Annotated in this window: 20 protein-coding genes; 3 read left to right on the top strand and 17 right to left on the bottom strand. The window is 70.0% G+C overall.

Annotated features, from left to right (window positions below; all coding sequences use genetic code 11):
* A partial coding sequence (locus GWI24_RS27045) for a hypothetical protein (protein WP_210948512.1) occupies positions 1-609 on the bottom strand: 609 nt, incomplete at its 3' end.
* 119 nt (positions 610-728) lie between these two features.
* Between GWI24_RS27045 and GWI24_RS27040 the strand changes: the two genes are divergently transcribed.
* Positions 729-992, top strand: coding sequence for a hypothetical protein (locus GWI24_RS27040; RefSeq protein ID WP_210948511.1), 264 nt, complete (start codon positions 729-731; stop codon positions 990-992).
* Positions 993-1,225: 233 nt separating this feature from the next.
* Here the strand turns inward: GWI24_RS27040 and GWI24_RS27035 are convergent, their stop codons facing one another.
* On the bottom strand, positions 1,226-1,840 hold the full coding sequence (locus tag GWI24_RS27035; protein WP_210948510.1) for an ALF repeat-containing protein: 615 nt from the start codon (positions 1,838-1,840) through the stop codon (positions 1,226-1,228).
* 195 nt (positions 1,841-2,035) lie between these two features.
* On the opposite strand from GWI24_RS27035, the gene GWI24_RS27030 reads away from it, so the two are divergent.
* Both GWI24_RS27030 and GWI24_RS27025 read left to right on the top strand, forming a co-directional pair.
* Positions 2,036-2,203: a hypothetical protein gene (locus tag GWI24_RS27030; protein WP_210948509.1), complete on the top strand. Its 168-nt coding sequence runs from the start codon at positions 2,036-2,038 to the stop codon at positions 2,201-2,203.
* Between the two features lie 270 nt (positions 2,204-2,473).
* Positions 2,474-3,082 (top strand): hypothetical protein, encoded by a 609-nt coding sequence (locus GWI24_RS27025; RefSeq protein WP_308344054.1) that lies wholly within the window; start codon positions 2,474-2,476, stop codon positions 3,080-3,082.
* A 135-nt stretch (positions 3,083-3,217) separates the two neighbouring features.
* Here GWI24_RS27025 and GWI24_RS27020 read toward each other — a convergent pair whose 3' ends face one another.
* The 15 genes from GWI24_RS27020 to GWI24_RS26950 form a co-directional block, all read right to left on the bottom strand.
* Positions 3,218-4,270, bottom strand: a complete 1,053-nt coding sequence (locus tag GWI24_RS27020; protein ID WP_210948508.1) for a hypothetical protein — start codon at positions 4,268-4,270, stop codon at positions 3,218-3,220.
* A gap of 207 nt (positions 4,271-4,477) precedes the next feature.
* Positions 4,478-4,726 (bottom strand): hypothetical protein, encoded by a 249-nt coding sequence (locus GWI24_RS27015; RefSeq protein ID WP_210948507.1) that lies wholly within the window; start codon positions 4,724-4,726, stop codon positions 4,478-4,480.
* Positions 4,727-5,046: 320 nt separating this feature from the next.
* Complete coding sequence (gene catC / locus GWI24_RS27010) at positions 5,047-5,325, bottom strand: muconolactone Delta-isomerase (RefSeq protein WP_210948506.1); 279 nt, start codon at positions 5,323-5,325, stop codon at positions 5,047-5,049.
* Between the two features lie 16 nt (positions 5,326-5,341).
* Positions 5,342-6,202: a catechol 1,2-dioxygenase gene (gene catA / locus GWI24_RS27005; protein ID WP_210948505.1), complete on the bottom strand. Its 861-nt coding sequence runs from the start codon at positions 6,200-6,202 to the stop codon at positions 5,342-5,344.
* A 46-nt stretch (positions 6,203-6,248) separates the two neighbouring features.
* Positions 6,249-7,352: a mandelate racemase/muconate lactonizing enzyme family protein gene (locus GWI24_RS27000; RefSeq protein WP_210948504.1), complete on the bottom strand. Its 1,104-nt coding sequence runs from the start codon at positions 7,350-7,352 to the stop codon at positions 6,249-6,251.
* The gene (locus tag GWI24_RS26995) at positions 7,349-8,548 is read right to left on the bottom strand and encodes an amidase (RefSeq protein WP_210948503.1); all 1,200 of its coding nucleotides are present in this window, start codon (positions 8,546-8,548) and stop codon (positions 7,349-7,351) included. Before GWI24_RS26995 ends, GWI24_RS27000 begins: the two co-directional genes overlap by 4 nt.
* Positions 8,545-9,060: a flavin reductase gene (locus GWI24_RS26990; RefSeq protein WP_308344051.1), complete on the bottom strand. Its 516-nt coding sequence runs from the start codon at positions 9,058-9,060 to the stop codon at positions 8,545-8,547. Before GWI24_RS26990 ends, GWI24_RS26995 begins: the two co-directional genes overlap by 4 nt.
* A gap of 38 nt (positions 9,061-9,098) precedes the next feature.
* On the bottom strand, positions 9,099-10,052 hold the full coding sequence (locus GWI24_RS26985; RefSeq protein ID WP_210948501.1) for a PDR/VanB family oxidoreductase: 954 nt from the start codon (positions 10,050-10,052) through the stop codon (positions 9,099-9,101).
* Positions 10,053-10,091: 39 nt separating this feature from the next.
* Positions 10,092-10,853: an SDR family NAD(P)-dependent oxidoreductase gene (locus GWI24_RS26980; RefSeq protein ID WP_210948500.1), complete on the bottom strand. Its 762-nt coding sequence runs from the start codon at positions 10,851-10,853 to the stop codon at positions 10,092-10,094.
* Positions 10,850-11,374 (bottom strand): aromatic-ring-hydroxylating dioxygenase subunit beta, encoded by a 525-nt coding sequence (locus GWI24_RS26975; protein ID WP_210948499.1) that lies wholly within the window; start codon positions 11,372-11,374, stop codon positions 10,850-10,852. Before GWI24_RS26975 ends, GWI24_RS26980 begins: the two co-directional genes overlap by 4 nt.
* The gene (locus GWI24_RS26970; protein ID WP_210948498.1) at positions 11,364-12,635 is read right to left on the bottom strand and encodes a Rieske 2Fe-2S domain-containing protein; all 1,272 of its coding nucleotides are present in this window, start codon (positions 12,633-12,635) and stop codon (positions 11,364-11,366) included. The genes GWI24_RS26975 and GWI24_RS26970 overlap by 11 nt, the downstream gene beginning before the upstream one ends.
* Complete coding sequence (locus GWI24_RS26965) at positions 12,632-13,000, bottom strand: hypothetical protein (protein WP_210948497.1); 369 nt, start codon at positions 12,998-13,000, stop codon at positions 12,632-12,634. The genes GWI24_RS26970 and GWI24_RS26965 overlap by 4 nt, the downstream gene beginning before the upstream one ends.
* A gap of 17 nt (positions 13,001-13,017) precedes the next feature.
* The gene (locus GWI24_RS26960) at positions 13,018-14,148 is read right to left on the bottom strand and encodes an acyl-CoA dehydrogenase family protein (protein WP_210948496.1); all 1,131 of its coding nucleotides are present in this window, start codon (positions 14,146-14,148) and stop codon (positions 13,018-13,020) included.
* A 100-nt stretch (positions 14,149-14,248) separates the two neighbouring features.
* Positions 14,249-14,776 carry a hypothetical protein gene (locus tag GWI24_RS26955; protein ID WP_247616945.1) on the bottom strand — a complete coding sequence of 176 codons (528 nt, stop codon included), beginning with the start codon at positions 14,774-14,776 and terminating at the stop codon, positions 14,249-14,251.
* On the bottom strand, positions 14,773-14,916 hold the full coding sequence (locus tag GWI24_RS26950; protein ID WP_308344057.1) for an alpha-L-rhamnosidase C-terminal domain-containing protein: 144 nt from the start codon (positions 14,914-14,916) through the stop codon (positions 14,773-14,775). The genes GWI24_RS26955 and GWI24_RS26950 overlap by 4 nt, the downstream gene beginning before the upstream one ends.
* Positions 14,917-14,943: the final 27 nt, after the last annotated feature.

The following is a 14,943-nucleotide window of genomic DNA, read 5'->3' as shown; positions in this document are numbered from 1 at the left end:
GGGCGAGGGCGGGGGGATCGCGGGCGGCTGCGCCGTTGGGGCCGGGATGACTTGCCGCTGAACCGCCGGTGCCGTGACCGCCGGCGGCTGGACGGCAGACAGCGGAAGCGCTGGCGCCGGGATCGTCGGCGCCTGCTGCTCGGCCAGGACCAGGGCGCTGGATGGGACGGCGACGCGCAGTTCATGCAGGCCCAGGAGGGCGGTGTGCAGATGCTCGGCGCCCTCATAGGCGTCGTATGCCAGGATGAGCCGGGCGCGCGTCTCGAGATTCTGCCACGCGTAGCGTCTGCGGAGGTTCGTCATGTGGCGGGCGTCCGCCCGCAGGAAGGTCGACCCGGCCGAGAACCCGGCGGCCAGGAGGGCCAGGATGGCCGCAGGCACCCGCGCCCCGGCGGAGGCCAGACCCGCCGCGCCCGAGATGCCAGCGAGGACCGCCGCGGGAAAACCCAGGCTGAGATAGGTCGCGTGCCACAGCTTGGCGCGGCGCTGCGCCCGCCGCGCACCGATCTGGGCCTCGGTGATGAGCTTCTCGACTTCGACACGCAGCGCGAGCAGCCGTGGGTCGTCGGCGGCACCCTGCGCGGCTCCGGCGGAGGTTCTGTCGGGCACGAATCCCCCTTACTAGCAAGGAAGTTGGGGATCTCAACCCAGAGTTTACGGGCTGCGCCCGGATTGGCGACAGGGAACGCGCTCGCGCCACCCGTACGGATCAGCCATTACCGAAGGTGTTGTGGCGTCCCAGAGAGAAGTGCGGGCGGGGCCGTCTGTCTGCCGCACTCGCTCGCCGACGTCGCCGCCGCCCGCCGGGAGACCTCTGCCTTCCGTGCCCCCGACGCGACTACCGCCTCGAGGCGATCCGCGCGATCGACGGCCTCAACGCCGACCGCCTCAACAACGCCCACGTACAAGAGATCGCGAACGCCATCCACGGCAACACCGCGGCGCCGCTGCACCTCGCCGACACCATAGCCCGCACCAACACGACCGTCTGAACACACACTCGCCCACCACCAGCCACACAACCCGGAGCGCCGCGCCCGCCACCGTGCGGGCGCGGCGCCCCCCTTTCACCAAGGAGCACAGATGCCCATCACCCCACCGGCACCGGAGCAAGCGCCGTCCGGTCCAGCCCCTGGTGAACTCCTGGTACGGCCGCCACCGAGTCGTTGACCGGATTGCCGCCGGATACGTCGGGCAGGGCGTATTCCCCGCTTTGCCTATGTACCTAACCGGCCACCTCGTACTGCCCCACCTCACGGAAGTAGCGCAGGGTTTCGGGGGAGCCATCGTCGAGGGCAGCGTTGGCTGCGGCGCGCAGGGCATCACTGATGTTCGGAGCCGCGAGCATGCGAGCTATGTAGACGGCGTCGTCCTCGGCTTGGGCCAGTCGGTAGCCGGTCTCCAGCCAGGCGCGCATCTCCTCCGGCGAGTCGTTGTCGAGGAGCTTGTTGGCTTCCTCGATGACTCGCTTGTCATTGTTCTGCGTTGCTCCGTGGAGGATACGGGCGATGGCGACCCGGTCGTCCTCGGCCTGAGCCAGTCGGTAGCCGGTCTTCAAGAAGGTGCGCATGTCATCCACGGTGCCGTTGAGGGCCTCATTGGCCTCTCGGGCGACCCCCCGGCCGCTGCTCTCGTCCGCCAGGATGGCGGCGATCGCCGCACGCAGTTCGTCCTCCGACATCTCGTCCACCGGTGTGCCGTCCACCGGTGTGTCGGACACGGTCGCCACGGAGGTGGCGACCGGGGCCGCCGAACCGTTGGCAAACGCCGGGGCGGTGAAGAGGAGGACCGGGGTCAGGGCGGTGGCCACGACGAGCAGAACGGCACGCGTCGGTCTCATGAATATATGCCTCCGTGTTCGGACTTCGGGTATGCAGATGATCACCCATGCGCGCCAAAATCGCACGAGGAATCGGTTAGTCCGGAAAAGCGCACCCACCATCACCGACGCCATCGGCCACCGGATGCGGGAGGCCGGATTCCGCGTCCACGTCACCCATCACCACATCAGAAAGAGGTCTGCGGCCGCTCCGCGATGTCAGGCCGGATCAACTCCGGGTCGATGGCCGGGTTCCCCGAGAACTTCTCCGCACCAGGCAAGTTCCACCTCCTGGACAAGGACGAGTACTGGGTGGCCTTCCCCGAGTCCGCGCACTGCGACGCCAGCAAGGCGACCGTGACGTGCACCGTCCCCAAGCCGTAAGGCACCCCTGAAAGACACGCGGCCGGTGCGGCGAAGCAACCTCCCTTCGCCGCACCGGCCGCCGTGATGGCCTACAGGTCCGTAAGGCGCCGCATGCGTCCTCGACGCCGGTACGGGCGTGAACCCAGTCCAGTCCACCCCGGTTCAAAACCGGCATCTCATGGATGTTCTCGGTGCCATCCGGCAGCCGCAGACAGCGGCGTTCCTCCAGGGCGCGGCGGTGGCCTCCAGCCCTACAGCACCCGCATCCGTCCGCGTCATGGCAGAGTCATGCGCATGCTGACCTCGATGCTGGGAGCGCGCAGACACTTCGCCGCGACCGCTCTCTTCCTGGGTGCTGCCGTGTCCCTGACCGCCTGCGGTGAGCAGCACGGCACGGACGCGGCGGCCGGCTCCTCAACCGCATCCCCAAGTTCCAGCCTCAGTTCCCCCGGTGCTTCTCCTTATGTAGAGCCCGAGATCGTCGACGGTGCCCCACACCACGGCGACAACAACGCCTACCGTCGCTCCGGCGAGATGTCCCCCGCCAGTGCCAAGGACGCGCAGAAGGAAGCCGACCGCGTCAAGCCCGTGCTCAAGCGCCTCTGGGGGCAGAAGAAGTGGGATCCCAAGAGCGTGCGCGCGGCGCTACTTGAACTGGGGTACGAAGAGGAGCGGACCGGGCCGAAGGGAGAGCGCCTCGGCGGGACGCTCACCGTACGGGCGATGGATCCCCGCTACGAGGTCGACCACAACGTCACGCCCGAAGGCGCCCGGATCGGCCTTCGCGTCCATGACGACGCCTGCGTCACGGCGTTCGTGCAGAAGACCAACTACGAGGTCAAGACCAACGGGCCATTCATGGAGACCGGCTGTTTCGAGCCGCCCAATGGCCACTGAGAGACGGTGCGGGGCACGTTCGACGAGGCTCCCTGGACGGGCTCAAGCTGTCTGCGTGAACGCGTTCGACCTCTCGGTGTCGATTATCACGCCGTGATCTCTGCTCTGCGCCAGGAGCCGAATCCTCGGCTCCTGCTAGAACGGGCGAGCGTACGGGTGGTCTTTCACCCGGTCGTAGATCCTGCGCAGCCACGATTCCCGGACAGTGGGGATCCGTGCCAGCGTGTGGAGGAATACGCCCCAGTCGGGCCGAAGCGGCTCCCAGGGATGCCGTGGCAGCGGATCGTCGCGTTGGACACCATCGGGCAGTCCACCTGTCACCGGGAGCAGGCGCGGTTCCCCAGGAGAGGCCAGTTGCTTCCACGCACCAGCGGGCATGGGCGCTGTCTTGGCGGTAGTGGAGGCGAGCCACCGCTCCCCCGTCTGTGGGTGCTGCGGCACCAGCAAAATGCGGCGCGTCGATTCCCGGGCCGGAAGGCCCGGCCCCGCCAGCGCCACGGACTTCGCCGGCATCCCAGCGGGGAGCAGCGCATCGAGTGCGTGCCCGAACGTATCCGTGATCGGGCCGTTGGGAAGAGCCACAGGTGTGCCTTCCGAGGCTGCAAGCAGGTGTGCCAGTCCAGCCCCCACGGCCGCAGCCCATCGTGGGTCCCAGCTGCCATCCGGGGCGACCGGCGGTACGGCCTGCCATTTCTGCCATTCCCAACCGGTGGTCCAGCCGGTGGGCTGGTTGTCCGGCAGGGCACGTACGGCGTTCGGGGCGAACCACACCGACTGCCACAGCGAACAGTCGTCTATACGGGCGGCCACCGGCTGACCGCATTGCGCGCAGGCGAGGTTCGGTCCGTCGCGCCCGTCCAGCCCGCAGCAGTAGCCGCCGCACCGATCGGGGATCAGCACGGTGCCGCGCCCATCACCTGGCGCGATGACGATCGCTCCCGGGGGGCCGAAGGAGAGCGCGGGCTCTGACGCGAACACGCCGCGAGCTGCTGCGTCGTCCTCGCCGATCTCACTCCACGGGCGCCACGGCGGCCCGGAGGGCTCCGAGTCCACGGCATACGTCCCCGGCTCCATGAGAACGGGGAGCAGTCCGTTGCCCCACTTCTGATGCGCGTGTACGGGCAGCGCGACCCGCGCGAGCCGGCTACTGAGGACAGCATCGCATCCCGCACACACGAATACCGTCATCCACCCTCCCGCCTCCGCCTCTGACATGCGGATTATCTCGGTCGCGCGTTCGACGGCCAACGGCTTTATCTATCGCCTGCGTGGTCGGTAGGGGTCCATTTTCACCCGGCCAAATTGGGTCACGATTCACTCGTCGCAGACACATCGACCCAGCGCCCCGCCACATCGGGGAGCAATTGTCAATTCCCGTCGATCGGTTGAGGCAGCTCACGCTGCGGGAGTCCTATGGCGTTCGACGAGGCGGCCGTGTTCGAAGCGGCCTCCGGCGTGGACGCCGAGACCCTTGACAGCGGCCGGCACGAGGTGGTCATCCACGTGGCCACTACGATCGCCCCAGTCCAGGACGGCGAACTCACCGGGGAGATCCATGACGACCTCGCCGACGCCCGCCTGGCCCCGTCCGAACATGTCGGCGATGCCGCCTACATCACCCCGGCCCGGATCGAACGCGCCCACCGGGTCCCCGGCATCACCCTGCTGGCCCCAGTGGCACCCGACAACAGCTACCAGGCCCACCCGCGAACTCCACGAGATCCAGACCCGCAAGCGGACCCAGTGCACAACGAGTGCGTGCTCGCGCAGGAACTCCCGGCAGAAGAAGGGAGTATGGCAGCCCGGCCAAGCGTGGGGGAACCGCGCTGGGCCTCGCATCGGCCGTCCTCGTCCTACAGGCCGTTTCAGCCGCTGGTGGCTGGTCCAGTCCCAGCACAGGTCCCTGGAGTGGGGGCTGTGCTGTGCGAGGGGGGTGGAGCGCGGTGCCGCCGCGCTGCTGACGGTCAGCGGATCGCGGACGGATGCTGGGCGAGTGGCGTGACGGTGATGTCCATGTACGGGAAGAGCGGCAGCCCCCACAGGAGTTCGTTGAGCCGGTCGTTGTCGGCGACGTCGAAGACACTGAGGTTCGCGTACTCCCCCACACACCGCCACAGGTGCGGCCACTCGCCACCGTGCTGGAGCTTCTGCGCGTACTCCTTCTCGGCGGCGAGTGTCGAGGCACGGACCTCGGGGTCCATGTCGGGCGGGAGGTTCACGGTCATGCGGACGGCGAACAGCATGGCGGTCTCCAGGCGGTCAGGAAGCGGGGTCGAGGACGAAGTCGTAGGTGGCCTGGTGTCCGCCGTCCGCGACGGGCTTCGGGTCGAGCACCAATTCGGGCTTGACCGCGCGGGCCACGTCGTCCTGGACGTACTCGCCGCCCTTGAAGTACAGCTGGGTGGTGAGCGCGGCATGACCGGGCGCGGTGACCCTCAGGTGCAGATGGGCGGGGCGCCAGGCGTGCCAGCCGACGGCGGCGATGAGCCGTCCGCAGGACCCGTCGGTGGGGATCTGGTACGGAGCGGGCTGGATCGTGGTCACCGCGAACCGACCCTCGTCGTCCGCGATCACGCTGCCGCGCAGGTTCCACTCCGGGATGCCGGGGGCGAACTGCGAGTACAGCCCGTCGTCATCGGCCTGCCACATCTCCAGCCGCGCACCGGCCAGTGGTTCGCCGGACGTGCTGGTGACCTGCCCCTGGAAGAGGAGCGGAGTGCCCGCCTCATCAGGGCGCATCGGCAGGGTGCCGGTATTGGGGAGTTCGGGTGCACCGGGGACGTAGTACGGGCCCTCGATCGTGCCCTTGCTTCCCTTGCGGGCGGCGGAGGCGACCTCCTCCACGACGTGCTCGACCCAGACGTCCAGGAAGAGGGGCCACTCGCCGTCCTGGCCGACCGAGATCAGCCAGGCCTTGAGGGCGTTGTACTCCTCGTAGGTCACCTGGTGCCGACGGATGACGTCGTGAACGGCGCCGATCAGCTCCGTGGCGAGGACGTTGACGCGCGCGATGTCGGTGTCGGCGGCGGTGCCGGTCTTGTCGGTCAGGAAGCGTTCGGTGGCCGAGGCGCCGGACGCGGCGGCGGTGGCGGCGGTGGCGTTGACAGTGGCATCGGTCATGCCGGGCTACTCCTTTGTCGGTCGGGATGGGATGGCATCCACGTTTTCATTGGTCCTGGCGGTAGCGGTCGAGCCTGTCCGGGTCGATCGACACCCCCAGGCCCGGGAGGTTCCGTATGGCGAGAGTGCCGTCGGTGATGTCGAGCGGCTCGGTGAGCAGGTCGTCACTCATGTCCAGGAAGTTGGAGAGTTCCCCGGGGCGGGCACAGGACGAGGCGTGAGCGGCGCCGAAGGCGACGGTGCACACCGTGCCCAACTGGCCGTCGATCTGGTTGCCCATGACGACCGGGGCGCCCATGCCATCGCACTGGAACAGCACGCGCTGGGAATGGCTGAAGCCGGTGCGGGCGACCTTGATGCTGATCGCGGTGGCGGCCCCGTCGAGGAGGGACCGGGTCACCTCGGCGGGTGTGGTGGCGGATTCGTCGGCGACGAACGGTACGGGGCTGCCGCGGACGAGCCACTGGCGACCCAGGACGTCGTCGGCGGGGCACAGTTCCTCCGCGAGGGTGATGCCGATCGTGCCGAGTTCGCGCAGGGCCGCGGCCGCCTCCTGGGCGGTCCAGCCGCGGTTGCCGTCCACGTACAGCTCGGCATCGTCGCCCAGCGCCGCGCGCAGCGCACGGCACACGTCGAGGTCCAGCCGTACGGGACGGCGGCCGACCTTCACCTTGAAGGTGGTGATGCCGTAGGTGTCGCGCATCCTTTCGGCCTCGTCGGCCATGCGCTCCGGAGTGTCGAAGCCGAGCATGTGCGCTACCCGCATCCGGTCGGTGTAGCCGCCGAGCAGCCGGGTGACCGGCTGGCCCAGCGCCTGTCCGGCGATGTCCCACAGGGCCACGTCGATCGCGGCCTTGGCGGCCGGGTTGCCCACCGTGCGGTGGAGTCGGGCGTGGACGCGTTCGCGGGCGAGGACGTCCATGCCGGTGAGCTGCGGGGCGAAGATCCGCTCGATCACACCGATCACGGAGGTCTGGGTCTCCCCGTAGGTGAAGGGCCGGGGTGGCGCGTCGGCCGTTCCGACCAGCCCCTCGTCGGTGTGGACGCGGACCAGGACGTGTTCGGCGGTGTGCACCTCGCCGCTGGCGAAGCGCAGCGGTTTGAGGTAGGGGATCGCGTACGGGATGGTCTCGATCCGGGTGATCTTCACTGGATGGCCTCCTCGGCCTTGCGGGCGGCCCCGAGCAGACGGCCCACGCGGTCCGGATGGCCGACGAGTTGGAGGCCGAGCGGCATACCGGCCGGGTCACGGTGGCCTGGGACGGTGACGACGGGCAGGCCGAGGAGCTGCCAGGGGCGGCTGAGGACGGGCGTGCCGGTGGCGCCCAGCCCGTGCGGGGCGGGCCCGGGTGCGGCGGGGCCGAGGATCGCGTCGGCGTCGGACAGCAGGTCAAGCAGCCGGGCACGGGCCGTGCGAGCGGCCTCCAGGGCTCTACGGTAGGCGGCCTCGGGTGTGCTCCTGCCGCGGTCCAGCAGCTCGCGCAGGTGGGCGCTGAGGGCCTGGGAATGCTCGGCGTGCTCGGCGGCGAGCGAACGCGCCGCCTCGTAGGCCATGACCGTGGCGTGCCCGTCCGCCAGGGCGGGGGTGCGGGCTCGGGTGCCGAGGTCGTCCGTCACGGCGCCCTTGGCCTCCAGTGCCGTCCGGGTGCGGTCGAGAGCCGCCAGCATCGCCGGGTCGACGTCGGTCAGTTCGGTGGCGGGCCACACCAGGATCCGCGGGGCTTCCGGCTCCTCGGCCACCGTGCCGTCGACCGCCTCGACGGCCCTGGTCAGACCGGTGACATCGGCGGTGAGCAGCCCGGGCGCGTCCAGGCTGGGGCTGAGTCCGGTGATGCCGCCGGTGGACCAGGCGCCGACCGGGGCGACGTACCCCGCGACACCGCAGTAGGACGCGGGCCTGGTCAGCGAACCGGCGGTCTGCGAGCCCAGGGCGAGTGGCACCACGCCCGCCGCGACGGCGGCGGCCGAACCGCTGGAGGAGCCGCCGGGTGTGTGGTCGAGGTTGCGCGGGTTGCGGGTGGGCCCGGGCTGGAAGTACGCGAACTCGGTGGTGACCGTCTTGCCCAGCGGGATCGCACCGGCGCGGCGCAGCCGGTCCACCAGCCAGGCATCCTGCGTGGCGGTCCGGCCCCGGCGTACCGGGGAGCCGCATTCGGTGGGCAGCCCGGCGACGTCGATGATGTCCTTCACCCCGAACGGTACGCCCCGCAGGGGGCCCTCCGGGGCCTGCTCGGCCGCCACGCGGGCGGCACCCGCGTCGACCCGTACCCATGCCCGGATCTCGGGCTCGGTCTCGTCCAGGCGGCGCAGTGCGTCGTCGACGGCCGCGGTGGGCCCGGGTGTCATGACGGGGCGCCTTCCGGTACCAGCGTCGTGGCGTCGAGGCGGTGGAACGCCCGGTTGAAGTAGACGAGGCTCTGTCCGCCCGTACGGGTGCGGATCTGCTCGATCTCGACGAAGAGCACGCTGTGGGAGCCCATGGGGACGGTGTGCCTGACGGTCCCGACGGCGGCCACCAGGGCGTCCTTGAGGACCGGCACGTCCTGGGCGCGGTCCCAGACGTTCCAGGTGAAGCGTTCGGCCATGGCCACCTTGGTGACCCCGGCGAAGTGCAGGGCCAGTTCCTTCTGTTCCCCGCCCAGGACGTTGACGCACACCCGTCCGTTCGTCTGGAAGACGCCGTGCATGGCGCTGCCGCGGTTGACGCAGACCAGGACGGTCGGCGGGTCGTCGGTGACGGAGCACACGGCACTCACGGTGATACCGCAGCGGCCACCCGGACCGTCCGTGGTCAGGATGTTGACCGCCGCCGGGAGGTGGGCCATCGCCTCCCGAAAATCGGCCTGGCTGGCGTTCACGGCGCTACCGCTCCTCTGCTGGTTCGGTTCGAACTCGCTCACCACAGCTCGACCACCAGCCGTGGTGTGGTCGCCCGTGAAACACAGGCGGCGATCTGGTCACCGGCCGCCTTCTCCTTGGCCGACAGGCAGTGGTCGCGGTGGTCGGGTTCGCCTTCGAGGACCCGCAGGACACAGGTTCCGCAGATACCCTCGCGGCAGGAGGTCTCCAGCGGGACGCCGTTGTCCTCCAGCACCTCGGCGATGCTCCTCCCGGGTGGCACGGTGAAGACCTCGCCGGTGTCCAGTTCGAGCTCGAAGCCGCCGTCGGCCGCGGTGTCCGCCGCCGGGTCCGCGTGGAACGGCTCGGAGTGGATGTGGTCCTCGGGCAGGCGGCGGGCCGCGAGCTCACCGACCAGCTTCATGAAGTCCTGAGGTCCGCAGGTATACACATGTGCGTCCCGCGATAGCCCGGCCAGCGCTTTCGCGAGCGCGTCGGCGGCAGCCCGGCGTCCGATGCCGAAGTGGCAGACGACGTGATCGGCGAAGGCGGACTCCTCCAGCAGCCCGGCGAAGGCCGCCTCCGCCCGCCCGCGGGCCACGTAGTGCAGACGGAACTCGGCGCCGTGGGCGTGTAGTTCGTACGCCATCGCCAGCAGGGGCGTGATCCCGATCCCGGCCGCCACCAGGTGGTGTTCCCCCGCCCCGGGAGCGAGGCCGAACATCCGGCGGGGCTCGCCGATGGTCAGCTCCGTGCCCAGCTCGGCCTTGTCGTGCAGCGCCTGGGAGCCCCCTCGCGAGTTCTCCTCGCGTTTGACCGCGATGGTGTACGCACCAGTGTCGCCGGGTGGACCGCACAGCGAGTACGGACGGGTGATCCCCGTGGGCCCGGTCACATCGATGTGCGCGCCGGCCTCGTACGGGGCCAGTGCGGCCCCGTCGGCGCGGGCCAGCCGGAGAACCTTGATGGAGTCGGTTTCGGCGTGGGTCTCGGTGACGGTGACAGTGAACATCCCTCCGCCTTCGCGTCTGGTGTGGTGCTGACGTCGCGGTCAGCGCATGAACAGGCCACTGTTGGCGTCCCAGCACGCCCCGGTGACCGCGTCGGCGTGCTCGGCGCTGAGCAGCACGGCCATGTCGGCGATGAACCCCGGACGCCCCAACCGCCGCGCGGGGCTGGACCGTTCGATGGCGGCGAGCTGGTCGGGCGGGACCATCTCCCGGACCACCGGCAGGTCCAAGGGGCCCGGGGAGATGGCGTTCACCGTCACCCCGTGCGGGCCGAGTTCGCGGGCGAATACCTTGGTCAGGGTGGCCACCGCGCCCTTGGCCGCCGCGTAGTGCGCACCGGTGGCCGTCCCGCCGTTCTGACCGGCGAGGGAGGCGATGTTGACGATGCGCCCGTAGCCGCGCTCGGCGAAGTAGGCGCCGAAGACCTGACAGCCGAAGAACACACCGTTGAGGTTGGTCGACACCACTTGGCCGAAGCTATCGGGGCTGATCTCCATCAGCTCCTCGGCCTTGCTCTGCCCGGCGTTGTTGACCAGTACGTGGACCGCGCCCCAACGTTCGGCGAGTTGGTCGCGGACCGTCACGAAGGCGTCCTTGTCGCGCACGTCCAGCCCGAGCCCGACGGCCGTGCGCCCCTCCGGGTCGAGTTCCGCGGCCACCTCGGCGGCGGCCTTGGCGTCCAGGTCGGTGAGCGCGACGTGGTGACCCCGGTCGTACAGCCGCCCGGCGATGCAGGCGCCCAGGCCGCGGGCAGCCCCGGTGACGAGCGCGACCCGCCGGCTCCCGTCCTCGCGTGGGCTCACAGCAGGAACCCCGACGCCGTGACGGTGTCCTCGGAGTTGACCAGCCGCACGACCTTCCGGTGGATCCGGGGGCCCGACCCCCCGAACACGATCCGGTGGGTGACGTCGGCCGCCAGAACGAACGTCTCCTCACGCTTGTAGCCGACCAGGACCTGTGCCGAGCACAGCTCGACGGCGTCCGCCTCGCTGCCGGTCACCACGAACCGGGAGAGCGTGCGGACCGTGCGGGCGGCGGCGGCCGCGGAGATGGACAATCCGCCGGTGAGGCGCTCGATGCGCATCCGGCGCATCCGGTCGTCGTCGTAGACGAGGTTGAGGCGCGAGGCGAAATCGACCGCGCCGCGGTCGATGGGGACGACGTACTCGCCGCCCTCGGCCCACAGTCCGTCCCATTCCCGGTAGGCCCGGGCGTCCAGCAGATGCGCCTCGCGCCAGATCAGGGAGACGGCGGCAAGGGCCCGGGGGTCATCGAGCGGAAGCTCCGCCGCGGCGACGGCAGCGCTTGGAGCGTCACTTGCCATCGGTCATCATCCTCTTCCACATGGCGTACGCCTCGCGCATTCCGGTCTCGTCGGTCGCGTGGGACGTGGGTTGTCCGAGGTCGTTGGGGGTCTCGCGGGTGAGACCGCGGTTGACGAGGATCGGCATGTCGGCGGCGCCCGCCACGCCGCGCTGAACGCGGTTCCACGCCTCGGCGTCGTCGGGGCTGCCGAAACCGAAGGGACCCTGAAAGTGCTCGTGGATACGGAGCCTTTCCCGGTTGACGATCTCCGGGCCGCCGTCCAGGCCGAGCGCCACGTGCCGGATCTCGGTCTCGGCGACCGAGATGGGCCGCAGGACGCGGAAGAACGCCATCGACATCGCGACGTTCGGGAACAGGTTGAGGTTGAATCCGGCGCCGTGGAGGGAGCGGACGATGCGCCGCACCCGCTCGGGGGGCATGTCCTTGGACAGTTCCTCGATGATGTGGCTGAAGCGGTCCTGGAGCTTCTCCGTGCCGTCGTCGAGGTCGAGGTCGGCGTGTTCGGCGACGGAGATGGACACGCTGTGGCCGTTGCCGAGCGCGTGGGTGACCGCGGTCTCGTCCGTCATGATCGAGAGCATGCTCGCGGTCTCGGCGTCCACCGAGGACATCCAGGACCGGTGGACGATCGGGAAGTGGTACCAGTCGGTGGTGTTCTCCAGCTGGATCTTCCAGTTGCCCTGGAAGCGGAACTTGTGCTCGCCCTGCACCTTGATCGGGTAGCCCGCGCCCTGCTTCATGAAGCGGTCGATCCACAGCCGCGCCCCGCCGAGGAAGTCCTCCAGGGGCTCGATGTCATGGTCGAAGCTCGCGAAGACCATGCCCGCGTAACTGCCGACCTTGAGCCGCTCGAGCGGCAGGTCCTTCTTCTCCACGACATCCTCGTAGCCCTCGGGGTAGGGGATGCCGCGCAGGGTGCCGTCCAGGGCGTACGACCAGGCGTGGTACGGACAGGTGAAGCCGTTGCCGTTGCCTCTGGGCGTCTCGCAGACGCTGGCGCCGCGGTGGCGGCAGCGGTTGAGCAGGACATTGATGCCGCCCCGGCGGTCTCGGGTGACGATGACCGGGCGGCGGCCGACATAAGCCATCTTGAAGTCGCCCGCCTTGGCGATCTCGCTCTCGTGGGCCACCCACACCCAGGTGTGGTGGAAGATGCGCTCCATCTCCCTCTCGAAGAGGGCCGGGTCGGTGTAGAGGGTGCCCGCGACGCGGTCGGAGTCGACCAGCGCGGTGTCGGAGGTCTGCCGGGATACGGTCATCGTGCGGCCTCCGGCTCGGGCAGCGGACGGCCGATGCGCGCCTCGATCTTCATATAGCGCCACAGCCCGTGCTCGCCGACCTGGACCGTGCGGAAGAGGTCGCACGCCGCGGCGACGGTCGGCTGGTCGACGACATCGGCGAGGACATAGCAGGTCCAGGGCCAGGAGTCGGAGGGGCCGACCATGTGCCGGTCGTCGTCGACGGTGCCGAGGACGGTCACCCCGGGCAGCTCGTACAGCCGGGTCAGCATGGTCGTGAAGCCGTCCCAGACGGTCTTGCCCTGGCCGGTGGGCAGGTCGAAGAAGTTCTGGTTGACGCCGATGCAGAACAGCACCCGCAGCGGGGCGTTCGTGGGGTCGGGCATGGAGGGGTTCCTGTCTGTCAGAGGTAGCCGGGGAAGGGCTGGGCGCCCATGAGGACCGCGCCCGCGCCGTCGTACATGCCCTCCTGGAGGAAGGCGTGCTGCGGCACGACCGAGGCGTCGCGCAGAGCGCGCTGCAGCGGGCTGCCGTCGGCGATGGCGGCGATGCCGCCCAGCTGATACGCGGCGCGTACGACGTCGAAGGAGGTCTTGGCGAGGTGGGCCGAGGCGAGCCGCAGCAGGCTGGCCTGCTCGGCGGTCGCCGGATCTCCCGCCTCCACCGTCGCCCAGACCTCTTCGGTGGTCTCGTAGAAGAAGGCGCGGGCGGAGCGCAACAGCGCCTCGGCGTGCCCGACGGCGATGCGGTAGGTGGCTCGCTCGGCGGGCCGGGGAGCGCCGGTGTGGCCGGCCCGGCCGCCCTGGGTGATGACATGGTCGAGCGCGGCCCGGGCCACCCCGAGCCCGACGACGGCCAGCACCTGTGCTGCGTACGGGACGGTCGGGTAGCGGAAGAGCGGCTCGTCGACGGTGGGCTCGCCGCCGCGGACGAACGTCCACTCGTCGGGGACGACAGCCCCGTTCACCACCAGATCGTGGCTTCCGGTGCCGCGCATCCCGATGACGTTCCAGTTGTCAGCGATCTCCACCTGTTCGGGGCGCAGCACGGCCGTGAGCGGCCGTCCGGCCCGTTCATCCCCGGCCTTGATGCCCACCCCGAGGAGGTCCGCTCCCATGCAGCCGCTGGCGAATTTCCAGCGCCCCGAGACCCGGTATCCGCCCTCGACGCGCTCGGCCGGCTGGACCGGGAAAAGGCCGCCCGCAAAGGCCACATCGGGGCCGTCGGCGTACAGCAGGGCCTGGGTTTCCTCGGGGAGCGCAGCCAGATAAACGCCGGACGAGCCGAAACTGGCGACCCAGCCCGCGGAGCCGTCGGCCTCCGATATGCGCTCGACGAGCACCAGGAATTCGGCGGGCGGCAGGGCGTCCCCGCCGAAACGCTTCGGAACCCCGGCCCGGTAGATTCCCGCGCGCTTGAATTCGGCGATCACATCCCGCGGCACATGCCGTGCTTCCTCGAATTCAGCGCGTCGCTCGGTGACGACCGCCAGCACTTGATCAAGTGCTTCCGGGGGAGTCGGCGTCCGCGTCATGGGAGATTCTCCTCGCATTCCGAGGCGGTTTTCTTATCCGCCGCCCCTTCACACTATGGGTCGCGATTTATCGCGCACCATTGGGATTTGACCGCGTCGACTAGGGGATTTCCCCTAGCAGGTCTTTCCGTACGACTCCGGCCTGCGCGACCAGGACGATGTTTTCCGGACTGCCGAGCACGGCGATGTCGCGGAGCGGATCCCGGACGACGACCACGAAGTCGGCCGTCTTGCCGGTCTCCAGGGAGCCCAGCCGGTCGTCGACGACGAGCGCGGTGCGGTGCCCCGCGGGGACGCCGCCGAGGTCGCGCTGCGTCGTCACGCCCGCGTCCAGCGTGGCGCGCGGCCGCCCCGCGATCTCGAAGGTCTCAACCGTCCGGTCGGCCGCCAGCCCCGCGATCCGCCCGCGCTCCGGGGTCATGCACAGGTGCGCGTGGCAGTCGAAGAAGCCGGGCAGCAGGGTCTTCCCGCCCAGGTCGGCCGTTGTGGCGGCGGGCGTCGGCGGTGCGGTGGCCGCCGGGCCCGCGTACGCGATCAGTCCGTCGTCGTCCACGACGAGGACCGCGTCGGGGACGGGGGCTGCCCCGGTGCCGTCGATGAGGGTGGCGTGCTGGTATCGGGTGGTCACGACAGCTCCGTTCGGAACAGGTGGGTGCCGGAGCCGATCTCGACGGGCTCGGTCGCGTCCGGTAGGTCGATCAGGGCGGTGGTGCCGGGCGGGATCGTGACGGCGACGCGCAGCTCGCCCTCGGTGCGGGACCAGGACACCTCGGCGCGGCCGTACGGAGTGTCGTG

Origin of the sequence: Streptomyces sp. MK37H (assembly GCF_018035285.1) — a bacterium.
Classification (GTDB): domain Bacteria; phylum Actinomycetota; class Actinomycetes; order Streptomycetales; family Streptomycetaceae; genus Streptomyces; species Streptomyces endocoffeicus.
Note: the sequence above shows the minus strand (reverse complement) of the source record. Positions and strands in the feature narration are given on the sequence as shown.

Coding starts and splice junctions, on each gene's coding strand:
- catC (WP_210948506.1), bottom strand. CDS start 5,325: ATGCTGTTCGCCGTCCGCATGACCGTGAACCTCCCGCCCGACATGGAC.
- GWI24_RS27020 (WP_210948508.1), bottom strand. CDS start 4,270: ATGACGGTATTCGTGTGTGCGGGATGCGATGCTGTCCTCAGTAGCCGG.
- GWI24_RS26965 (WP_210948497.1), bottom strand. CDS start 13,000: ATGCCCGACCCCACGAACGCCCCGCTGCGGGTGCTGTTCTGCATCGGC.
- GWI24_RS26975 (WP_210948499.1), bottom strand. CDS start 11,374: ATGGCAAGTGACGCTCCAAGCGCTGCCGTCGCCGCGGCGGAGCTTCCG.
- GWI24_RS26995 (WP_210948503.1), bottom strand. CDS start 8,548: ATGACACCCGGGCCCACCGCGGCCGTCGACGACGCACTGCGCCGCCTG.
- catA (WP_210948505.1), bottom strand. CDS start 6,202: ATGACCGATGCCACTGTCAACGCCACCGCCGCCACCGCCGCCGCGTCC.
- GWI24_RS26970 (WP_210948498.1), bottom strand. CDS start 12,635: ATGACCGTATCCCGGCAGACCTCCGACACCGCGCTGGTCGACTCCGAC.
- GWI24_RS27025 (WP_308344054.1), top strand. CDS start 2,474: ATGCGCATGCTGACCTCGATGCTGGGAGCGCGCAGACACTTCGCCGCG.
- GWI24_RS27035 (WP_210948510.1), bottom strand. CDS start 1,840: ATGAGACCGACGCGTGCCGTTCTGCTCGTCGTGGCCACCGCCCTGACC.
- GWI24_RS26985 (WP_210948501.1), bottom strand. CDS start 10,052: ATGTTCACTGTCACCGTCACCGAGACCCACGCCGAAACCGACTCCATC.
- GWI24_RS27030 (WP_210948509.1), top strand. CDS start 2,036: ATGTCAGGCCGGATCAACTCCGGGTCGATGGCCGGGTTCCCCGAGAAC.
- GWI24_RS26960 (WP_210948496.1), bottom strand. CDS start 14,148: ATGACGCGGACGCCGACTCCCCCGGAAGCACTTGATCAAGTGCTGGCG.